This window comes from Pseudoflavonifractor phocaeensis (assembly GCF_021531375.1).
GTDB lineage: Bacteria > Bacillota > Clostridia > Oscillospirales > Oscillospiraceae > Lawsonibacter > Lawsonibacter phocaeensis_B.
In genome coordinates, this window is the sequence record NZ_JADYTU010000018.1 from 16,466 (window position 1) to 36,985 (window position 20,520).

The 20,520-nt window shown below is 57.0% G+C and carries 19 protein-coding genes and 1 other RNA gene; 17 read left to right on the plus strand and 3 right to left on the minus strand.

Going from position 1 to position 20,520, the window contains the following annotated elements; genetic code table 11:
- The first annotated feature begins 18 nt into the window (after positions 1–18).
- Positions 19–582 carry an elongation factor P gene (gene efp / locus I6E39_RS07345; RefSeq protein WP_235380980.1) on the plus strand — a complete coding sequence of 188 codons (564 nt, stop codon included), beginning with the start codon at positions 19–21 and terminating at the stop codon, positions 580–582.
- 104 nt (positions 583–686) lie between these two features.
- The gene (locus tag I6E39_RS07350; RefSeq protein ID WP_235380958.1) at positions 687–1,103 is read left to right on the plus strand and encodes a CD1247 N-terminal domain-containing protein; all 417 of its coding nucleotides are present in this window, start codon (positions 687–689) and stop codon (positions 1,101–1,103) included.
- Between the two features lie 139 nt (positions 1,104–1,242).
- Here I6E39_RS07350 and I6E39_RS07355 read toward each other — a convergent pair whose 3' ends face one another.
- The gene (locus I6E39_RS07355) at positions 1,243–1,902 is read right to left on the minus strand and encodes a phosphatase PAP2 family protein (RefSeq protein WP_235380959.1); all 660 of its coding nucleotides are present in this window, start codon (positions 1,900–1,902) and stop codon (positions 1,243–1,245) included.
- Positions 1,903–2,010: 108 nt separating this feature from the next.
- Positions 2,011–2,616: a helix-turn-helix domain-containing protein gene (locus I6E39_RS07360; RefSeq protein ID WP_235380960.1), complete on the minus strand. Its 606-nt coding sequence runs from the start codon at positions 2,614–2,616 to the stop codon at positions 2,011–2,013.
- Between the two features lie 236 nt (positions 2,617–2,852).
- Here I6E39_RS07360 and I6E39_RS07365 point away from each other — a divergent pair, with 236 nt between their 5' ends.
- The 9 genes from I6E39_RS07365 (at position 2,853) to ssrA (ending at position 10,171) form a co-directional block, all read left to right on the plus strand.
- The gene (locus I6E39_RS07365; protein WP_235380961.1) at positions 2,853–3,821 is read left to right on the plus strand and encodes a putative ABC transporter permease; all 969 of its coding nucleotides are present in this window, start codon (positions 2,853–2,855) and stop codon (positions 3,819–3,821) included.
- Between the two features lie 58 nt (positions 3,822–3,879).
- Complete coding sequence (locus tag I6E39_RS07370; protein ID WP_235380962.1) at positions 3,880–4,410, plus strand: DUF1836 domain-containing protein; 531 nt, start codon at positions 3,880–3,882, stop codon at positions 4,408–4,410.
- A gap of 50 nt (positions 4,411–4,460) precedes the next feature.
- The gene (locus I6E39_RS07375) at positions 4,461–5,333 is read left to right on the plus strand and encodes a DegV family protein (protein WP_235380963.1); all 873 of its coding nucleotides are present in this window, start codon (positions 4,461–4,463) and stop codon (positions 5,331–5,333) included.
- Between the two features lie 86 nt (positions 5,334–5,419).
- Positions 5,420–6,364, plus strand: a complete 945-nt coding sequence (gene prmA / locus I6E39_RS07380) for a 50S ribosomal protein L11 methyltransferase (protein WP_235380964.1) — start codon at positions 5,420–5,422, stop codon at positions 6,362–6,364.
- Between the two features lie 36 nt (positions 6,365–6,400).
- Positions 6,401–7,513, plus strand: a complete 1,113-nt coding sequence (locus I6E39_RS07385) for a metallophosphoesterase (protein ID WP_235380965.1) — start codon at positions 6,401–6,403, stop codon at positions 7,511–7,513.
- Between the two features lie 18 nt (positions 7,514–7,531).
- Positions 7,532–8,440 (plus strand): DUF2156 domain-containing protein, encoded by a 909-nt coding sequence (locus I6E39_RS07390; protein WP_235380966.1) that lies wholly within the window; start codon positions 7,532–7,534, stop codon positions 8,438–8,440.
- 127 nt (positions 8,441–8,567) lie between these two features.
- A complete protein-coding gene (smpB, locus tag I6E39_RS07395; RefSeq protein ID WP_235380967.1) occupies positions 8,568–9,029 on the plus strand; it encodes an SsrA-binding protein SmpB in 462 nt (153 codons plus the stop codon).
- A 58-nt stretch (positions 9,030–9,087) separates the two neighbouring features.
- Positions 9,088–9,606 (plus strand): peptidylprolyl isomerase, encoded by a 519-nt coding sequence (locus I6E39_RS07400; protein WP_235380968.1) that lies wholly within the window; start codon positions 9,088–9,090, stop codon positions 9,604–9,606.
- A 198-nt stretch (positions 9,607–9,804) separates the two neighbouring features.
- Positions 9,805–10,171: a transfer-messenger RNA gene (gene ssrA, locus I6E39_RS07405) on the plus strand.
- Between the two features lie 41 nt (positions 10,172–10,212).
- On the opposite strand, the gene I6E39_RS07410 is transcribed toward ssrA, so the two are convergent.
- Complete coding sequence (locus I6E39_RS07410) at positions 10,213–11,346, minus strand: IS3 family transposase (protein ID WP_235380969.1); 1,134 nt, start codon at positions 11,344–11,346, stop codon at positions 10,213–10,215.
- A gap of 942 nt (positions 11,347–12,288) precedes the next feature.
- Here I6E39_RS07410 and I6E39_RS07415 point away from each other — a divergent pair.
- The 6 genes from I6E39_RS07415 (at position 12,289) to I6E39_RS07440 (ending at position 20,264) form a co-directional block, all read left to right on the plus strand.
- The gene (locus I6E39_RS07415) at positions 12,289–13,668 is read left to right on the plus strand and encodes a HAMP domain-containing sensor histidine kinase (protein ID WP_235380981.1); all 1,380 of its coding nucleotides are present in this window, start codon (positions 12,289–12,291) and stop codon (positions 13,666–13,668) included.
- A gap of 101 nt (positions 13,669–13,769) precedes the next feature.
- Positions 13,770–14,465 carry a response regulator transcription factor gene (locus tag I6E39_RS07420; RefSeq protein ID WP_235380970.1) on the plus strand — a complete coding sequence of 232 codons (696 nt, stop codon included), beginning with the start codon at positions 13,770–13,772 and terminating at the stop codon, positions 14,463–14,465.
- A 235-nt stretch (positions 14,466–14,700) separates the two neighbouring features.
- The gene (locus I6E39_RS07425) at positions 14,701–16,422 is read left to right on the plus strand and encodes an efflux RND transporter periplasmic adaptor subunit (protein ID WP_235380971.1); all 1,722 of its coding nucleotides are present in this window, start codon (positions 14,701–14,703) and stop codon (positions 16,420–16,422) included.
- A 1-nt stretch (position 16,423) separates the two neighbouring features.
- The gene (locus tag I6E39_RS07430) at positions 16,424–17,167 is read left to right on the plus strand and encodes an ABC transporter ATP-binding protein (RefSeq protein ID WP_235380972.1); all 744 of its coding nucleotides are present in this window, start codon (positions 16,424–16,426) and stop codon (positions 17,165–17,167) included.
- A gap of 2 nt (positions 17,168–17,169) precedes the next feature.
- Positions 17,170–18,351 (plus strand): ABC transporter permease, encoded by a 1,182-nt coding sequence (locus tag I6E39_RS07435; RefSeq protein WP_478358356.1) that lies wholly within the window; start codon positions 17,170–17,172, stop codon positions 18,349–18,351.
- Between the two features lie 35 nt (positions 18,352–18,386).
- A complete protein-coding gene (locus I6E39_RS07440; protein WP_235380974.1) occupies positions 18,387–20,264 on the plus strand; it encodes an S-layer homology domain-containing protein in 1,878 nt (625 codons plus the stop codon).
- The last annotated feature ends 256 nt before the right edge of the window (positions 20,265–20,520 follow it).

Here is a 20,520-nt window from a genome sequence, read left to right on the forward strand (position 1 = left end):
AGGATGATTCCTATGGCAATGATTTCCGCCAGCGATTTCCGCAATGGCGTGACCTTCGAGATGGACGGCAAGGTCATGCAGGTTGTCGAGTTTCAGCATGTGAAGCCCGGCAAGGGCGCCGCTTTCGTCCGTACCAAGATGAAGAACATCATCACCGGCGGCGTGACCGAGACCTCTTTCAACCCCACCGCCAAGTTCGAGCAGGCCTTCGTGGAGCGCAAGGACATGGAGTACAGCTACAACGACGGCGACCTGTACTACTTCATGGACATGGAGAGCTTTGATATGCTGCCCATCAGCAAGGACCTGCTGGGCGACAGCTTCCGGTTCGTCAAGGAGAACATGAGCTGCAAGGTCATGTCCTACAAGGGCAGCGTCTTCGGCGTGGAGCCCCCCACCTTCGTGGAGCTGGAGGTCACCGAGACCGATCCCGGCTTCAAGGGCGACACCGCCACCAATGTGACCAAGCCCGCCACCCTGGAGACCGGCACCGAGATCAAGGTCCCCCTGTTTATCAACCCCGGCGACAAGATCAAGATCGACACCCGTACCGGCGAGTACCTGGAGCGCTGCAAGGGCTAAGCGTCTGAGCCAGTGCGAGCCGTGGCTTGCAGACCGAATGTTCAAGCGGGGGAGCGCCCCTGAAATCCTCTGTGTGAGGCACAGCCTCAGAAAGGGAACAAGTTATGACTATTTCCGAGAAAGTCGCTTATCTGAAGGGCCTGGCCGAGGGTCTGAACCTGGATACCGAGAAGTCCAAGGAGGGTAAGCTGATCTCCGTGATGATCGGCATTCTGGAGGAGATTGGCCTGTCCATCGAGGACCTGGAGGAGAATTCCCAGGCTCTGGGTGAGGAGATCGACGTGTTGTCCGACGATCTGGCCGACGTGGAGTCCATCGTCTATGATGACGAGGACGAGATGGACGAGGATGAGGAGGACTATGACGACGACTGGTTCGAGGTGGAGTGCCCCACCTGTGAGGAGTCTCTCGTCATTGATGATGAGGCCCTGGCCGAGGGCTTTATCCAGTGCCCCAACTGCGGGACCAAGTACTCCCTGGATCTGAGCGACGACACCGTGGAGGCAGACGACGAGGACTGATCTCCCGTCCTGACATCAACTGAAAAAAGGAGTCCGATTTTTTGAAAATCGGGCTCTTTTTTCTGCAACAAGGCGGGGCGCACCGGATTTCCGGTGCGCCCCGCTTTTCGGAACGGAACCGGGGAACAGGAGAAGTGGTTCAGCCTTTTTGGGTCAGCAAATGGATCGCAGCATAGTAGAGCATGACCAGCCCTGCGCTTAGTAATGCACCGCCGACAATGTCTGTAAACCAATGGACCCCTGAGATCAATCTGCCAAGGACCATGAATGCAGTAAACGTGCTCAGCATACAAAAGACGCCCTTTCTGAGTCCCTGATTTCTGATTCGGGCATCAAGCTGTATCATCGCTGTTGGCATGACACACATCACCAGCATGGTTGTGGATGATGGGTAGGAAGCTTCCAAATATCCTTCGATCAATACAGGCCTGTAATTTACCACAAACAGTTCGAAACATAAATAGAATGCCATTACGATCATATAGAATCCGCCGAGTACCAGAATACTGCAATCAACTTTGAAAAGGCTTCTTCGTTTTACCAGCTGCACAAGCCCAAGAAGCGCAAATCCCAATATAAAGCACAGCGGGACCAACCCTAACCAATCGGTGATGGTATAGAGGGACATGTGCACCCCGGTAAGGTTGTGAATCAACCGATTCAAAGTGGCAAAGCCCACCGAGGAACCCTTTGGCCCGATCGCCTGTACATCAATGCGGCGGACTGCCGCCGTCCACAGCGCGAATGATACCAGCAAACAGAGTGCAACGCAAAAATTCTTCTGATCTTTTTTCTCCATTTCTAGACCGTCCTTTCAGATCGTATTTGGCTCTGGCCGAAATACAATCTAATCCGACGGCAGAAATCAGGAAAGAATTGGTGTGTCACATCAATGATACGAATCGTGTCACACCCATTTTATCAGCATCAGCGCCTTGATCGCCAAGAATATGAAGGTAAACATTGCCGCGTAAGGCTGTAGGCTTATCATGAAGAAAAGAGCCCCAAGTGCACTTGCGCCCAAAGATACTTTATACTTGCTCCGCAGCCATAACGCCGATTCACAATTTTGGAGTGCAAGGATGAGTATTCCCCATATGATGAGCCAAAAGACAATAATCAAATACGGTATCTTTACATAAGATTCCATTGCGGTCAGCGAGAGCAGCGGGACCGCTTGTATGATACCGTCTGCCTTTTGCCCGAAGAAGGGAAGAAAAAGAAACATAGACACGCTGCAATCCAGCAATCCAAAGGCCAAGTCGCGGAAATGGGTTTCTTTTCTCTTGTTGTATTCCTCGGCAATGGTGAGTGCTTCATCGCTGGATAATAATTCATCCAGCGACACGGAGAAGTATTTTGAGATTGCTTTCAAAGAATCTATATTTGGATACCCTCGCCCGGATTCCCACTTTGAAATTGCGGTGCGGGATACAAATAACGCTTCTGCAAGCTCTTCCTGGGTAAGACCTTTTTGCTTTCTCAGCTTCTGCAATTTTTCATAAAATTCCATAATCTGACATTCCAATTCTATAAAATGGTTCCATACGTTCGAATTTACCGTTTCGTTTTTTATGATAGCAGGTCTCATCCGCCTTTTCAATTTATATGTGAGATCGCCGGGAATTTCTTTGCCAGTACCCGGGGGGAATGGGGACGGGGAAAGGACGGGATAGACTTTTTTTCTTAGGAGTGATATACTATATTATTCATAGACCGCTTTTGCCCGCTTTTAAAGGAGGACCCAACGTGTATCAGTTCCTGTGGATCTTTTTTATCTATGCCTTTCTGGGCTGGTGTACCGAAGTAAGCTACGCCGCCCTGAGTACCGGAAAATTTGTCAACCGGGGCTTTCTCAATGGACCTGTCTGTCCTATCTACGGCTTCGGCGTGGTCATCGTCCTGGCCTGCCTCATCCCCCTGAAGCACAATTTTTTCCTGTTGTTTCTGGGCTCCGTAGTCCTTACCTCCGCTCTGGAGTGGGCCACCGGCTTCGTGTTGGAGAAGATCTTTCACCAGCGCTGGTGGGACTACTCTGACAAGCCCTTTAACCTGAACGGGTACATCTGTCTGCAATTTTCCATCGCCTGGGGTCTGGCCTGCCTGTTTGTTGTGGACATTCTCCACCCCTCCATCGAATTTCTGATCCGCATAATCCCCCACACCCTGGGCTGGGTGCTGCTGGGTCTGTTTGGAGCGGTCATGGCGGTGGACCTGGTGGCCACGGTCCGCACCATTGCCAAGATCAACCGCAAGCTCAGCCAGATCGATGAGATGGCTGTCAAGATCAAAGCCGCCTCCAACGAGTTTGGAGAAAATCTGGCCGACCGGGTGCTGGACGCCGCTGAGAAGGGCGCCGACCTGCGGGAGGAACTGGACGATTGGATGGACAACCTGTCCGACCGCCGGGAGAATCTGGAGGAGTCTCTGGCCGAGCGCAAGGCGGAGTTCCAGGAGGATCTGGAGGATTGGAAGGAAAATCTGGTCCAGCGCAAAGCCGAGCTGATGGCCCAGAAGGACCAGCGCCGCGCCGCCCGCAAGGCCGACTTGGCCGAGCTGCGGGACAAGCTCCAGGACCTGATGGACGGCGAGACCTTTGGCCAGCGCCGTCTGATGAACGCCTTCCCCAAGATGCGCTCCACCGACCATGCCCAGGCTCTGGAGCGTCTCCGCCGCCGGACGGAGCTGCGCAGGGAAGAGAGCAAAAAACAGGGTTGAAGTTTTTAATATTGCGTGATAGCATAATGAATATTACATTGAGAGGAGGCTTTCACCGGTGGAAGAACTGCTTGATCTGAAAAAACGCATGGAGGAAGAGCGTCCCACCCCATGGGAGGAATTGCCCGATCTGGCGCTGTATATGGACCAGATCATCTCCTACATGCCGCGGCAACTGATCCACTTTGACGAGGGGGAGGCCCTGACCTCCGCCATGGTCAACAACTATATTAAGGACGGCCTGGTGCCCCGGGCAGAGGGCAAGCGGTACGGCCCGGTCCATTTGGGTTATCTCACCGCCGTGTGCGCCCTGAAAAAGGTACTGTCCGTCCGTGACATCGGCACCCTGTTGGCTGCCGGCCAGTCCACAGGAAAGAGCTCCCAGGAGCTGTATGACTACTTCTGCCGCGCGCTGGACCGGGCGCTGTCCGAGACCGCCCAGGCCATCGACGGGGATGCCCAGCGGGAGGACCTGGCCCGGATCGCGCTGGATCTGGCCCTGCGGAGCTATGCCGGCCAGCTGGCCTGTGCCCGTATCCTGGATGTGCTCCAGCCTGAAGAAGACCCCCATAAAAAAGGAAAAAAATAAGCGGAACTGCCCAGAGCCGCTTTATCCCGTTTTCAAAGGAGTGTTATCTTATGTCTGATTTTGTGATCCTTACCGACTCCTCCGCCGATCTTGGTCCCGACCTGATCGCCCAATATGATATCCGGGTCCTGCCCCTCAGCTTCACCATTCGGGGACTGACCTATCAGGATTTCCCCGATCACCGTGACATGGACCCCCGGGTCTTTTACGACATGCTGCGAAAGGAGGAGAACGCCACCACCGCCGCCGTCAATGTGGCCCAGTATACTCAGGTGCTGGAGCCCCTGCTCCAGGCCGGCAAGGATGTGCTGATCCTGGCCTTCTCCTCCGGCCTGTCCATGACCTATAACGCCTCCTCCATGGCCGTGGAGGAGCTGCGGGACAAGTATCCCGACCGGAAGCTGTATACCGTGGATACCCTGTGTGCCTCTCTGGGCCAGGGCCTGCTGGTCTGGCTGGCCGCCCGGGAGCGGGAGAAGGGCAAGTCCATCGAGGAGGTCCGGGACTGGGTGGTGTCCCACAAGTTGAACATCTGCCACCAGTTCACCGTGGATGACCTCCACTTCCTGAAGCGCGGCGGCCGGATCTCGGCCACCACCGCCGTGGTGGGCTCGATGCTCCAAATCAAGCCGGTGCTCCATGTGGACAACGACGGCCATCTGATCAATATTGGGAAGGCCCGTGGCCGGCACAACGCGCTGAAGGCGCTGGTGGACCGCATGGAGCAGACCGCCATCGACCCCCGGGAGCAGACCGTCTTCATCAGCCACGGGGACTGCCCCGAGGACGCGGAGCTGGTAGCCCAGATGGTCAAGGACCGCTTCGGCGTGCAGAACGTGTATATCAACTATGTGGGCCCCGTCATCGGCGCCCATTCCGGCCCCGGCACGCTGGCCCTGTTCTATGTGGGCGTGGAGCGGTGAATTCCGGTCCATTTGAGAAGGTGGGCGGTAGGCCCAAAGACCCCCGCAAACTGATGAAATTATGATGAATCTAAGGAGAATCCATTATGGCTGATACCAAATGGCTGGAGATCGCCGTGAACACCACCCCCGAAAAGCTGGACGAGGTCACCGTCCGGCTCACCGCCGCAGGCATGGACGGACTGGTCATTGAGGACGAGGGGGATTTCCTCCGGTTCCTGGAGCAGAACCGGCAGTACTGGGACTATGTGGACCAGGAGCTGCTGGACCGGATGAAGGGGATCACCCGGGTCAAGTTCTACGTCACCGATGACGAGGACGGCCGGGCCCAGCTGGAGCGGTACACCCGGGGCCTGGGATGGGAATATACTGTAACGCCCCTGGCTGACAATGACTGGGCCTACAGCTGGCAGAAGTACTACAAGCCTCTGACCATCGGCCAGCGGCTCTATGTGGTCCCCGAATGGGAGCGGGAGGAACCCGTTCCCCAGGGCCGCAGCCCCCTGTATCTGAACCCCGGGCTCACCTTCGGCACCGGCTCCCACGCCTCCACCCAGCTGTGTCTGGAGGGGGTGGAGGAGCACACCGTCCCCGGCCGGCCTGTCCTGGACCTGGGCTGCGGCAGCGGCATTTTGTCCATCGCCGCTTTGTGTCTGGGGGCAAGCACCGCCGTGGCGGTGGACATCGACCCCAAGGCGGTGGATGTGGCCTATGAGAACGCCGCCCTCAACGGCATCGGCCGGGACCGGTATACCGTCCGGGCCGGCGACGTGATCTCCGACGCCGCTCTGGCCGCTGAGCTGGCCCAGGAGAAATACCATCTGGTGCTGGCCAACATCGTGGCCGACGTTATCATCCCCCTGTCCGCCCGGGTCCCCCAGATGCTGGCGGAGGACGGGGTGTTCCTGTGCTCCGGCATCATCGACACCCGTGCCCATGAGGTGGAGGCCGCACTGAAGAAAAACGGCCTTTCCATCACGCGGAAGCGGGAGAAAAACGGCTGGGTGGCCCTGGAGGCCAAGCTGGGCTGATCCATGCCCATCAAATCAGGAAAGGAGTGTATTGCCATGGAACGCGCCGCTGTGGTCCGCCCCAATTTCCCAACCGGCCATCGGATCATCGCCGTCAGCGACATCCATGGCAATCTGCCTTTCTTCCGGGCACTGATGGAGCAGATCAGGCTGACCCCTGACGACATTCTGGTGCTGGTGGGGGATATGCTGGAAAAGGGCCGGAACAGTCTGGCCCTGCTGCGCCATCTGATGGAGCTGTGCCGGACCCACACCGTCTACCCCCTGTGCGGCAACTGCGACGGTCTGGTCCTCCGGTTCTTTGAGACGGACGCCCTGGACCGGCGCTTTTTCTCCGTTTACCTCCCCCAGCACCCCGAATCCACCCTGCGGCAGTTGGCCCGGGAGGGGGGCTTTGAGCAGCTGGAGGACCTGCCCCGGCTCCGGGCCGACCTGCGGGCCGCCTATCCGGAGATCTGGGCCTGGCTGAAGTCCCTGCCCACCATTCTGGAGACAGAGCACCTGGTCTTTGTCCACGGCGGCGTCCCCTCCCTGGAAGGGATGGAGGAGCTGGACCGCTGGCGCTGCATGAAAAACGACGACTTTCTGGACCAGGGCCGCTCCTTCTCCAAATGGGTGGTGGTAGGCCATTGGCCCGTCACCCTGTACGATCCCAAAATACCCTCCGCCGCCCCCATCATCCTGCACGACCGGAAGATCGCTTCCATCGACGGGGGCTGTGTGCTCAAGATCGACGGCCAACTCAACGCCCTGATCCTTCCCTCGGAGGACTCCGACCAGCTGTCTTGGACCGCCTGGGACGGCCTGCCCACCGCCGTGGCCCTGGACCGTCAGGAGGCCTCGGCGGACTCCGTCAACATCCGTTGGGGCCGCAGCGCCCTGGATCTGCTGGAGGAGGGGGAGGAGACCTCCCTGTGCCGCCACCGGGAGACCGGACGGGTCCTGCCTATCCTGAACCGCTACCTCCGACGTGGCCCAAACGGCCTGTGGTGCGAAGACTCCACCGACTACGCCCTGCCCGTGACTCCGGGCGACCGGCTGACTGTGGTGGCCGCCACGCGACAGGGCATTTTGTGCAAAAAAGAGGGCGTCACAGGCTGGTATTACGGCCGGCTGTCGGGTATAATGGAAAGGACCACAGAAAAATAAACGCAAGGATTTGAATATATGCTTGATTTCCAACCCCTTCAGCTGGAAGACCTGCCCAAACTGCGCCGGTTTTTTGGCTACAGCGGCAGCCGGATCTGCGACACGACCCCCGGCACCGTCTTTATCTGGCGCGATATGTATCAGACCGAGTGGGCCATCTACGACGGCTCCCTCTACTTTAAAGTGTTCTACCCCGAGCTGGGGAATACCTTTACGCTGCCCCTGGGCGGCGGACGGCCGGAGCACTACCGCCAGATCGCCGACTACTGCTGCCGCCGGAACATGCCCATCTCCTTTTACCCCGTCCCCAAGGATGAACTGGAGCGGCTTCAGCAATTTTTCCCCAACAGCGCCGCCATCGCGGCCCGGGACAGCTTTGACTACCTGTACCGGGCGGAGGATCTGAAATATTTTCGGGGAAAAAAGCTCAGCGGCCAGCGCAACCATGTGAACAAATTCCTGAAGACCTATGGAAACTGGACTTTCCGCCCCATAGGGGCCGAGGATATCCCGGCGGTCAAGGCCTTCCTGGACCGGTACGCCAGCCGCTGGGACAAGTCGGCGGCCTCCTTCCATGAGGATATCGCCAAGACCCATGAGGTACTGGACAACTTCAGTCTCTATGACCTGCTGGGCGGCATGCTTCTGGTGGAGGGCGAGATCGCCGGCTTTTCCCTGGGAGAGGTGCTGGGAGATACCCTGTTCACCCACATTGAGAAGGCGGACCGGGATTATGAGGGCTGCTACCAGATGCTGGTGGCCCAGTTTGCCCAGCAGTTTGCCCATGAAGGCGTCCACTTCATCAACCGGGAGGACGATGCCGGGGACCCGGGCCTGCGTACCAGCAAGCTGTCCTACCATCCGGTGTCCCTGTTGGAAAAATACACCGTTACCGTGGAGGAACCCTGCGCCTACTGCGCATTGTAAGCCGGGACAAAGGGCGCTGGCCCGGATCAGCGCCCTCCGGGGGATACTTCCGCTTATTTCCCCTTGCTTTTTTTCATTAAATATGATACATTAACATACCACGTTCCCAGGGAAGGAGGTGTCGGCCATGGGCGAGGCGGTCAAGGTGATCGCAAAAAACAGCAAAGCCTACCACGATTATTTTATCGAGGAAAAATACGAGGCCGGCATCGAACTGGCAGGCACCGAGGTCAAGTCCATCCGCCTGGGCAACGTGAATCTGAAGGATTCCTTCTGCATCATCAAGGAAGGGCAGATGTCGGTCCTGGGGATGCACATCAGCCCCTACGAGAAGGGCAATATTTTTAACAAAGATCCCCGCCGTCCCCGCCGTCTGCTGATGCACAAACGGGAGATCATGCGGCTCTTCGGCCGGATCAAGCAGGATGGCTACTCCCTGATCCCGCTGGCCGTCTACTTCAAGGGCCCCCGGGTCAAGCTGGAGGTCGGTCTGGCCAAGGGCAAGAAGCTCTATGACAAGCGGGAGTCGGCCGCCCGAAAGGACGCCAAGCGGGAGATGGACCGGGTCATGAAAACCCGGAACCGATAACGGAATATGCGGCAGAGCATACTGTGCCGATCAGAAGACAGAAAAGGAGTCAAATATCATGTCCAATCCTATCGTTACGTTTGAGATGGAGAACGGCGGCGTCATCAAGGCGGAGCTGTATCCTGAAGTGGCCCCCAACAGCGTCAACAACTTTATCAGCCTGGTGAACAAGGGTTTTTATGACGGCCTGATCTTCCACCGCTGTATCCCCGGTTTCATGATCCAGGGCGGCTGCCCCCAGGGTACCGGCATGGGCGGCCCCGGCTACTCCATCAAGGGCGAATTCACCGGGAACGGCTTTCATAACGACCTGGCCCATGACCGGGGCGTGCTGTCCATGGCCCGTGCCATGAATCCCAACTCCGCCGGCAGCCAGTTTTTCATCATGGTGGAGAAGGCCCCTCACCTGGACGGCCAGTACGCCGCTTTCGGCAAGGTCATTGAGGGTATGGAGGTAGCCGACGCCATCGTCTCCGCCAAGACCGACTGGAACGACCGCCCCCGTGAGGACCAGCGGATGAAGAAGGTCACCGTGGACACCTTCGGCGTGGAGTATCCCGAGCCTGAAAAGGTGTGATTCCGGCTCGTCCGGTTACAATAAAAGCGTTTTGTTGTGGAATTTTCTCCTCGGCCGCCTGAGGCGCGTTTTCCGCCGCAGGCGGCCCAAATCGGAGCCCGGCGTCAGCGGGTCCGATTTGGAGAGGAGACGCAGCGAAGTGAATGAGCTTTTACGCTTGCGTGAAAGCGAACGATACGAAGCTTGCGTCGACGACGAGGGGGCGTACCGGTTTCGACGGGGACGTTGAATCAGGAATAGCGGGCGGTGGCGCCTGGCCACCTTAAAACGGGCTTCTTTATAAATTAAAGAACAACAACGAATACGCTTACGCTGCCTAATTAAAGGCGGCCGTCTGACCGGGAAGGGCCACGAGCCCGGATCAGGCGTCGTTTAGTGGTGGACGTGAGTACGCTAAGCTTTGCGCGTGCCATGCATCATGAAGCTCACCTGATCCCCGGGCGTGACGGCTTGCCCGGGGTGAGGGGAACGGGGAGAGCAAGACTCCCGCAATAACCGTCTGCGCCCGGAGAAGTTCTTGTGGATGCGTTTTCGGACGGGAGTTCAACTCTCCCCGCCTCCACCATTTGAAATACTGAGGCTTTGTGAACATCCGCTTTCGGACACTCAAAAAGCCTCAGTATTTTTATAATATTCTGCTTCAAATTCGTCAGGCGTTTTTTGATGAAGTGTCTGATGCGGGCGAAAGCCGTTGTAGTATTCTATATATTCTGTTACACTGTTCTCAAGCTCATGAAGGTTGTTGTAAAGGTTGAATTTGAACTGTTCCTTTTTGAGTGAAGCAAAGAAGGACTCCGCCACCGCATTGTCCAATGGATTTCCGGGTTGGGAAAAGGACTGCTGCACCTTGTGGTCAGATAGGAGCTGCCGAAATTCAAACGAAGTGTATTGTGCGCCTTGATCGGAATGGAAAATCAAATCTTTGGGTTTTCTTCGCAGGAAAAATGCTTTTTGAAAAGCGTCTGCGGTAAGGTTGGTATTGATGAATTCAGAGATGGAGTAGGAGAGAACCTTTCTGGAAAACAAATCAATTACCACACAGATATAGGCTACATCATCGGCAACTCTGGCGTAAGTAATGTCACTGACCCATACCATGTTTGGCCGTGGCTGTTCAAATTCCCGACGCAGACGATTGGGATAGTAGCGATATTGCCGCTGAAAGGTAGCGTTTTTCTCCAAGGGCTTAGGCGGGTGTAAATCGGATTCTTTCATGATACGGGAAATTCTTCTTTCGCTGATTGTAAGACCCTGTTTCATCAGCTTGGCACGAATTTTTTTAGCGCCAAAGCGGCGCTGGCTCTGCTCAAAAACGGAAATGATCTGCTCTCGAAAAATAGCATCATCGGCATCAATGACCTTTGTCTTGCCTTTGCTTTTTTGTCGATTGATATAGGTGCTGTGATGTAAGCCGATCAGACGGCATAGGGTATAAAAACTGTATTCAGGTTTTAACGCATCCACTACCGATGCCTTCTGATCTCTTGACAGCATAAGTAAGGGAAGTATCTTTCGATAGATTTCATTTTCAAGCCTAAGAGTTTCTACCTGGCGTTTCAGCGTTTCAAATTCGTGTAGAGTGATCGTGTCCGCATGAAACGGCTTGTAATCTGACATCCACTTGTAAAGAGTGCTGCGGGAAATACCGTTTTCTTTGCAGAGTGAGGTTATGTCTGTGCCGTCTTGCGATGCAAGCTGTACCATGTTACGCTTAAACGAATCGGTGTATCTGTTGGCCATACTGCCCTCCCCATAAATTGACAAATTATGTAGCTGTTGCTATAATAAAAAAGCTCCCACATGGGAGCAAGGCGTTGCCATAAAACGGTAGGCGGTCAGCAACACTTCCTGAAAGGGAGGTGAGGCTATGCGTATTACATTTCACATCGGGTCTTACACGATCACGATTGTTGTAAAAAGCAGAAACCGCCACTCGGCCAAGTGACGGTTTCAGGGCTTAGCTTTGTAAACTAACACGAAAGGCTGACCGCTTATCGGCAACGCCTTTTCTATCCTCATTATAACTTGCGGGACCAACGGTGTCAAGATTCTTTTATCCGCGGAATACAGTGAGCTGGATTTTCAACAGTATGACTGCCGGTCTGACAATAAGGACTTGGATTGGTTCGTCTACCGTTTCACTTGCTCCACCACGTCGGAGCAAGCGTTATATCGCTTGCTCCGACTTTTTTACAAAAGTCAGAGCGCGCGCCTGCCGCTGCTCCTCCGTTCCAAATCGAACCCGTTCGCTGGGCTTCGATTTGGTTTTGGGTGCAGCCCTGAGAATGGAAGCATCTATCATGTTGTGATGTTACAAAAGAGAGCCAGACGAACACCTGCAGTTTGTCTGGCTCTTGTTCATATAATCCCTCGATTACTCCGCTACATAAATACCGTGTATCAGGCCAATTGGAAGGCAACTGATACACGGTGTTTTTTTAGACTTTTTTGTTTTGGAAAGATAGGGGTGAAGATATATTTCTACGTTTATAGAAGAGACTTACAGAAAATAAGTGAGCGCCTATTTCAAAAGGTTCAGCGATTGTTTAAGAAAAGTTTAGCAATTCATTCGGACCTGTTTATATTTTTGATGTAAAATATATTATAGGGGTGATAGGCTTGCGAATCAAACAACGAATTTTTTTCTATAATACGTTGTCGGTGATAGCTGCGTTGATTATCATGCTTGTGGTCAATTGGGGGACGGTTCACTGGATCTCCGATTTTTATCGGCAGCAGGAGAGTCCGGTGGCGGATGACCGGTTGGCCATGGTCCAGGGGCTGTTGAACAACTGGACGGAACTGGACCGGGACTGGCTTCAGCTGGATCGACAGCTGCATGAGATGAACTACCGATTGGTCGTTGAGCAGGAGCACCAGCCGGTGTATTCCTCCCTGAACCAATTTCAGGACGCGCTGTACCAGAGGACTTCAGATGCCGCCTCCTGGCCGGAGGATGGAACGCTGACCATACAGAACGAAGGAACCCTGATGGTTGGACGGCGCAGCGGAGAGTATACCATAGTGGCCATGCCGCTGCCGCAGATGCCGGAAATGTTTGGGCGGCAGAGAATGCGTTCTGAGGCCACCATGATCTCGCTGCTGGTGAGCGGCGTAACTGCCATTGGCATCATCGTCCTGCTCAGTCTGCTGTTTTCCCGCCAACAGATCAAGCAGATCATGCGCCCGATCAATGCCCTGACTGACGCGGCCAAGCGGGTGGAGGAGGGGGACCTGTCCACGCCTGTGGACTACAAGGGGCAGGACGAGTTTTCTTCTGTATGCGCCGCCTTCGACCACATGCAAAAGCATCTGCTCCAGGAGCGGGAGAAGAATGCTGCCTACGAACAGGCGCGGACCGACCTTGTGGCCGGCATTTCCCACGATCTGCGAACCCCGCTTACCTCGGTGAAGGGCTACATAAAGGGGCTGCGGGACGGAGTAGCCAACACCCCCGAAAAGCAGTCCCAGTATTTGGATATTGCCTACCGGAAATCCTGCGACATGGACCGGCTGCTTCAACGGCTGTTTTATTTCTCCAAGCTGGAGACAGGCAATCTGCCTCTTTTCCTGGTGCCAGCGGACCTGGGCAATTTTGTGCAGCGGTTTGCCGATGAGGCCCGGGAGGAGCTGGAGCACTCCGGCGGTCAGGTAGTCCTACAGCAAGTGCCGGTCCGCCGTCCGGTCCAACTGGATGAGGAGCAGATGTACCGTGTGCTGACCAATTTGAAGGAGAACGCCCTGGGCTACGCGGGGGTCCAGCCCCTGGTGTTGACCCTGACGCTCTGGCGGCAGGGGGAGTGGGAATGCCTGCGCTTTGCCGATAATGGCCAGGGTGTACCGGAGGAACAGCTCACCCACCTCTTTGAGCAGTTCTGGCGGGGAGATCAATCCAGAAGTAGCCGGGGCGGCGAGGGCAGCGGCCTTGGGCTGTATATCGTGAAATATATCGTGGAGGCCCACGGGGGGACCATCCGGGCAAAGAACGACCACGGACTGGTCTTTGAGATCGCCCTGCCCAGACGAGAGGGCGGCGGCGCGGAAAGTGATACGGTCATCTGAGACTGCACATCTGTACAGCGGCCGCGGATCATGGCAGGTACGCCATATCCGGAAAATTGTATTGAGAAGTACCCGGCGGAAGAGGTACATGGAGGATAAAGATGAGCAAAATTCTGATTGTAGAGGACGACCGGGAGATTGCCATGCTGGAGCGGGACTATCTGGAGATCGAGGGGTTCGAGACTGTTCTGGTGGATAACGGCCAGACCGCGGTGGGTGAGGCCGTCAACGGCGGGTACGATCTGATCCTGTTGGACCTGATGCTGCCCGGCTGCAACGGATACGACATCTGCCGGCTCATTCGGGACCGGATCGACGTGCCCATCCTGATGGTCACTGCCCGGTCGGAGTCGGTGGATAAGATCCGGGGCTTGGGCCTCGGGGCGGACGACTATATCCCCAAACCCTTTGACCCTGCTGAATTGGTGGCTCGGGTCAAATCCCATCTCAGCCGTTATGAGCGGCTGACCAGGCCCGAGGTCCTTCAGGCCAGGGACAAGGTCATTGCGGTGGCAGATCTGGAGATCTACCCCCAGAGCTGGAAAGTTTATAAAGGCGGCCAGGAAATCAAAATGCCAAACCGTGAATTTGAACTGCTGAAATTTCTGGCGTCGTACCCCAACATTGTTTTTTCCAAGGACCGGCTGTTCGAGACCATCTGGGGCTATGATTATGTAGGGGACAGCGCTACCGTCACCGTTCACATTGGAAGGGTCCGTGATAAGATCGAGGATGACCCCAACCATCCAAAAATCATTGAGACCGTGTGGGGGGCGGGCTACCGGCTGAACGGTTAGGGACGCAGGCCGTCATGATGACGACACGGCGACGTATCGTAGGGTATATTGCTCAGCAAAGGCGGGGAGAACTCCCTGCCTTTGCTGCTGTCCAATGGGCCCCCCCAATAGGCGGCATAAAATATTTGGATTCTGTTTAGAAAAAATTTCGTTTTCTGCCCCCGGCTGTTTAAATTTCGCGCATACAATGGAGACCTTCAATGGAACTACCTTACATGGAAAGGACGGTTTTCCCATGAACCTGCCATTATTGAAGAAGTCATCCGCTCCACAGGAGGAACCTAACACCTCCCAGGGCGGGGGGGGAAAGGGCAAGGCTTCCCGCAAGCGTTTGGGCAAAAAGCGGATCGTTGCGCTGGTGGTGGTCTGCGCCCTTGTGGTTGGCGCAGGAGTCCACTTCCTGGGCGGAAGAGGGGGCGCGGCCCCGGCGGCTGACCTCTCCTATACCACTGCCGCCGTGGAGCGGCGGGACATCACCTCGTCGATCACCGGGAGCGGCACGCTGGAAGCCGCCGATTCCTACTCCGTGACAACCCTGTTGGAGGACACCATCCTCACCGCCGACTTTGAGGAGGGGGACGAGGTGGAGGCGGGCGCTGTGCTGTATACCCTCGATTCCTCCGATGCGGCCAATTCTCTGGAGCAGTCTGAGATCTCTCTGCAGCAGGCCCAGCGCAGTTATCAGCGGCAGTTGGAGAACCAGGAGGATCTGAATATTGCTGCCGCCGCGGCCGGACGGGTGTATACCCTGGACGTGGAGGTAGGGGATGAGGTCAATGCGGGACAGACCATCGCCACCATCCGGGACTCCGATACCATGAGCCTGGAGGTCGATTTCCTTGCCGACGAGGCGGAAGGCTTCTATGTGGGTCAAGGCGCCGACGTGACTCTGGACAGCACCTTTGAGACCCTCCCCGGCACCATTTCCAAAGTCAGCGGCAATACCGTCATCCTCACTGGCAACGTGATGGTCCGGACCGTCACCATTGATGTGAGCAATCCCGGCGGCCTGTCCACCAGCCAGAGTGCAAGCGCCGCCGTAGGCGCCGTCACCAGCGTCAGCAGCGGCACCTTTACGTACAGCCAGGAGAAAACCGTCACCGCCAAGGTTTCCGGCGAGGTCAGCAGCGTCTTGGTATCCGAGGGCGACCGGGTGTCCAAAAACCAGACCTTGGTGGTGCTGACCAGCGACACCGTGGACGACTCGGTACAGAACGCAGCCGACTCCCTTCGCAACGCGGAGATCTCTCTGGAAAACCGCTATGACCAGCTGGACGATTACACCATCACCGCCCCCATCAAGGGCACCATCATCGACAAGAACTATAACGCCGGTGAGATCTCCGAGTCCAACCAGGTGCTGTGTACCATCTATGACCTGAGTTATCTCACCATGACGCTGAGCGTGGACGAACTGGACATCTCCGACATCCGGGCGGGCCAGACCGTCTCCATCACCGCCGACGCGGTGGATGGCAAGACCTATGAGGGGGTGGTCACCAAGGTCAGCGTAGCCGGTACCTACTCCAATGGCGTCACCACCTACCCCGTCACCATCCGCATTGATGAGACTGAGGGTCTTCTGCCCGGTATGAATGTGGACGCCACCATTGTGCTGGACAGCGTCAGCGGCGTGCTGGCCATCCCCTCCGCCGCCCTCCAGCGGGGCAACACGGTACTGGTCACGGCCGACTCGCCCAGCGCCGCCGGCGGCGAGGCCGATGAAAACGGCTATGTCTCCGTCCGGATTACAACAGGGACAGGCAATGACAGCTATCTGGAAGTCACCTCGGGCCTGCAGGAGGGGGACACCGTGGTCTACATTCAAACCGGTTCCTCCAGCAGAGAGTTTGAAATGGGAATGATGGGCGGCATGCCTGGCGCAAACATGGGCGGCGGTATGCCCAGTGCAGGACCCGGCGGGAACGGCCCGGGCGGCGGCCGGGGAGGATTCTGAGATGAGAGCGCTGATCGAATTTCAACAGGTCTGCAAATATTACCACATGGGAGATTCCACCGTGACAGCCGCCGACCATATCTCGTTTCAGATTTCAAAAGGGGAATTTGTGGCCATCGTGGGCTCTTCGGGCTCGGGAAAATCCACCTGTATGAATATTATCGGCTGCCTGGACGTCCCTTCGGAGGGCACCTATCTCCTGGACGGCCGGGATGTGGGCGAGATGAATAAAAACAAATTGGCGGAGATCCGAAATGAGCTGCTGGGCTTTATTTTTCAGCAGTACAATCTGCTGCCCAAGCTGAATTTGCTGGAAAACGTGGAGGTCCCTCTGATGTACGCCGGCGTGGGCAAGGCGGAGCGCCGCCGCCGCGCCATGGAATCCCTGGAGCGGGTGGGGCTGGAGGACAAGTGGAAGCACCGTCCCAATCAATTGTCCGGCGGCCAGCAGCAGCGGGCGTCCATCGCACGGGCGCTGGTGGGGCGGCCGGCGGTCATTCTGGCTGATGAGCCCACCGGTGCGCTGGACTCCAGGACCGGACGGGAGGTCCTCGCCCTGCTCCAGGACCTCCACGCCGCCGGAAACACCGTGGTTCTGATCACCCATGACAACTCCATCGCCGTCCAGGCACAGCGGATCATCCGTCTGGAGGACGGCAGGGTGGTCTATGACGGTCCCTCCGACGCACCGGAGGCGGTGGTTATCCCCCGGGCGGCGAGAGCGAAGGGAGGCGCGGCCCTGTGAGCATTCTGGAATCTCTGGAGCTGGCCCTGAAAAATATTGTGTCCAGCAAAACCAGGACCCTGCTGACTATGCTGGGCATCATCATCGGCGTGGCCGCCGTTATCATCATTGTGGGTCTTGGCAACGGCCTGGAAGGCTACGTTACCGACAGCTTTTCCGACCTTGGCACTGACACCCTCACGGTCTCAGTCATGTCCCGGGGAGCCACCCGCACCATAGATGTGGAGGACATGTACGGCATCGTGGAAGAAAACAGCCAATACCTGGATCTGTGTTCCCCCACCGCCGGTATGATGGCATCGGTCAAGATCGGCTCGGACACCACCAGCACTTCAGTTTCCGGCGTCAGCGAGGATTACCTCGCCATTAAAAATTACACCATCTCCAAGGGCCGAAACCTCCAATACAGCGATATCCTCCAGCGCAGCCGCGTGTGTGTGGTGGGCGCTTATGTGGACCAGGCGTATTACGGGGGCAGCGCCGTAGGCCAGACCCTTCGGGTAGGGGGCACCAGCCTGACCATCGTGGGGGTCATCGAGCAGCAGAGCGAGTCACTGGAGGAAGGCGGCGCAGACGACTGCCTCTTTTTGCCCTATTCCACCGCGTCCCGCCTGTCCGGGCAGATCTCTTCCTTTGTGGTCACCGTCAGAAGTGAAGACACCTTGAATGAGAGTAAGACGGCGCTGGAAAACGCGCTCTACAGCTTTTTTGAAAGCGACGACTTCTACACCGTTACCAGCATGGCCCAGATGCTGGAGACCATGACCAGTATGATAAACATTCTGGTCTGTGTACTGGCTGGTATCGCCGCCATCTCTCTGGTGGTGGGCGGTATCGGCATTATGAACATTATGCTGGTGTCCGTCACCGAGCGCACGCGAGAGATCGGCATTCGAAAGTCCCTGGGGGCCAAGGAACGCTACATCATGCAGCTGTTCGTCATCGAGGCGGCGGCCACCAGCGCTCTGGGCGGGGTCATCGGAATTCTGCTGGGGTATATTCTGTCCTCCGCGGCCTCCGTGGTCATCACCAGAGCCATGGAGACTACGCTGACCGTGGCCCCTACCCTGGGTGCGGTCCTGCTGGCTTTCGGCATCTCGGTGGGCATCGGCGTACTGTTCGGCTACCTTCCCGCCAAAAAGGCGGCAAAGCTGAACCCAATTGACGCGCTGCGCTATGACTGAGCCCTGATTTGAGTTGAAAAAGGAGTAGATGAGATATGAAACATCGCTTGACCGCCTTGGCCGCCGCGCTGTCTCTGGTGTTGACCCTGGGATGTGTGGGAACGGCTTCCGCCGTGGACCAGTCCACCACCCTGGAGACCATCCGGGCCCTGGGCATCATGGTGGGGGATGACCAAGGCGATATGAAGTTGAATGCTTCCGTCACCCGCGCGGAATTCGTTACCATGATGACGGCCGCCTCCAGCTATCAGGATACCATCGGCGTGGGCTCCGGAGTCTCCCTGTTCAAAGACGTGAAGAGCGGCCACTGGGCCGGCGAGTACATCAAGCTGGCGGTGGAGCAGAATTGGATGTGCGGCTATGTGGACGGCACCTTCCGTCCGGAGAACACCATCACCCTGGAGGAGGCCTGCACCGCCCTGCTGCGGCTGCTGGGCTATGACTCGGGCAGCCTGGCCGGCTCCTTCCCCTCCGCCCAGCTGTCTAAAGCCGGCGCCATCGGCCTGCTGGACGATGTGACCGCTTCCCAGGGCCAGACCTTGACGCGCCGGGACTGTGTCACACTCTTCTACAACCTGCTGGTCAGTGACACCAGCGGCGGCGCAGTCTATGGTACCACCCTGGGCTACACCGTTACCAACGGCGAGGTGGACTATTCCGCCTTGGTGAACAGCAACACCAAGGGACCCTATGTGGCCGCCACCGACGGCGGGGTGACGGTGCCCTTCTCCACCTCCGGCATCGCCGTCTACCGGAACGGCTCCGCCGCCGACCTGTCCGCCGTCAAGCAGTACGACGTCTACTACTATAACTCCAACCTGCGTACCGTTTGGGTATACAGCGACCGGGTGACCGGCACCCTCACTAGCCTGTCTCCCAGCAAAACCTCCCCCACCTCCGCCACCGTGGCCGGGGTCACCTACCCGGTGGCCACTTCCACCGCCGCCTATAAGCTGTCCAGTCAAGGCGAGTTTGCCCCGGGCGATCTGGTCACCGTGCTGCTGGGCATGAACGGCGATATTGTGGACGTGATCTCCCCCCAGGACAGCGAATCAGTCTACTATGGCGTGGTGGTGTCCAGCGCCAAGGCGGCGTCCTCCTCGTCCACCACCTCCTCCGCTGCCGCCAGCGTCCAGGTAGTGACCCAGGTGGCCTGCACGGACGGCACCGTCCGAACCTTCTATCACAGCGGCAGCGAACTGGCCGCCGGACGGCTGGTGAGTGTCTCGGTTGCCCAAGGGGATACGACCGTCAAGGGCATTTCCGGCAAAAGCCTGTCGGGCACAGTCAATGCCGACGGCACCCGGTTTGCCGGGTATGATCTCGCACCCGGGGTGGAGATCCTGGATACCGACGGTAGCGGCGGCTACGTCCGCATCTACCCCTCCCGTCTGGCCGGGGCAACGCTGACCGCCGGCGATGTGCGGTACTATACCCTGGACTCCAACGGCGACATCAATCGTCTGGTACTCAACGAGGCCACGGGCGATATCAATCCCTATGTCTACTTGACCAAGGTGGAAAATGACTTTGAAGATATGAACGCTTCCGGAAGTTACCAATATATCCGGAACGGGACGACTTACAGCATCAGCAGCAGCGGAAGGGCATACGGCGTCAGCACCGGCGGAGCGGCGCTGATCTATGAGGACGGCAGTCTGAACAGTATCCGCCAGCTCACGGCGGTCGGCATTGACGCCCTGAGTGACCTGTATGCCGTGTCCGGGAACAAGCAATATGCCCTGGATGAGGGGGTGCAGGTCCTGCTGCGGGATACCACCGGCGCCCGGGATTACTACGCGACCACTCTGTCGGAGATCAACGCCTCTGAATATACTCTGACGGGATGGTATGATAACCTGGGCTATTCCGCCGGGGGACGCATCCGGCTCATCGTGGCCACGAAGAATTGAGCTTCCAAATATGTCGCGGGGCCCATCCTGCCGGCCAAAAGCGCCTGGAATCTATGATTCCAGGCGCTTTTCTGCTGACGTGACCGGGAAAATGACGGATCGGAAGATAAACGTTGAAGAATGGAAGAAAACCTGCCATAATAAAGAAAGACCGGAGAAAGTGAAGAAACGATTTCCGCCTGCGGTTGTTCATATCCCTGGCTGCTGTGATATGATGGCCGCTGCGCAGGAGAATTTACATTTAAAATTTCTCGAA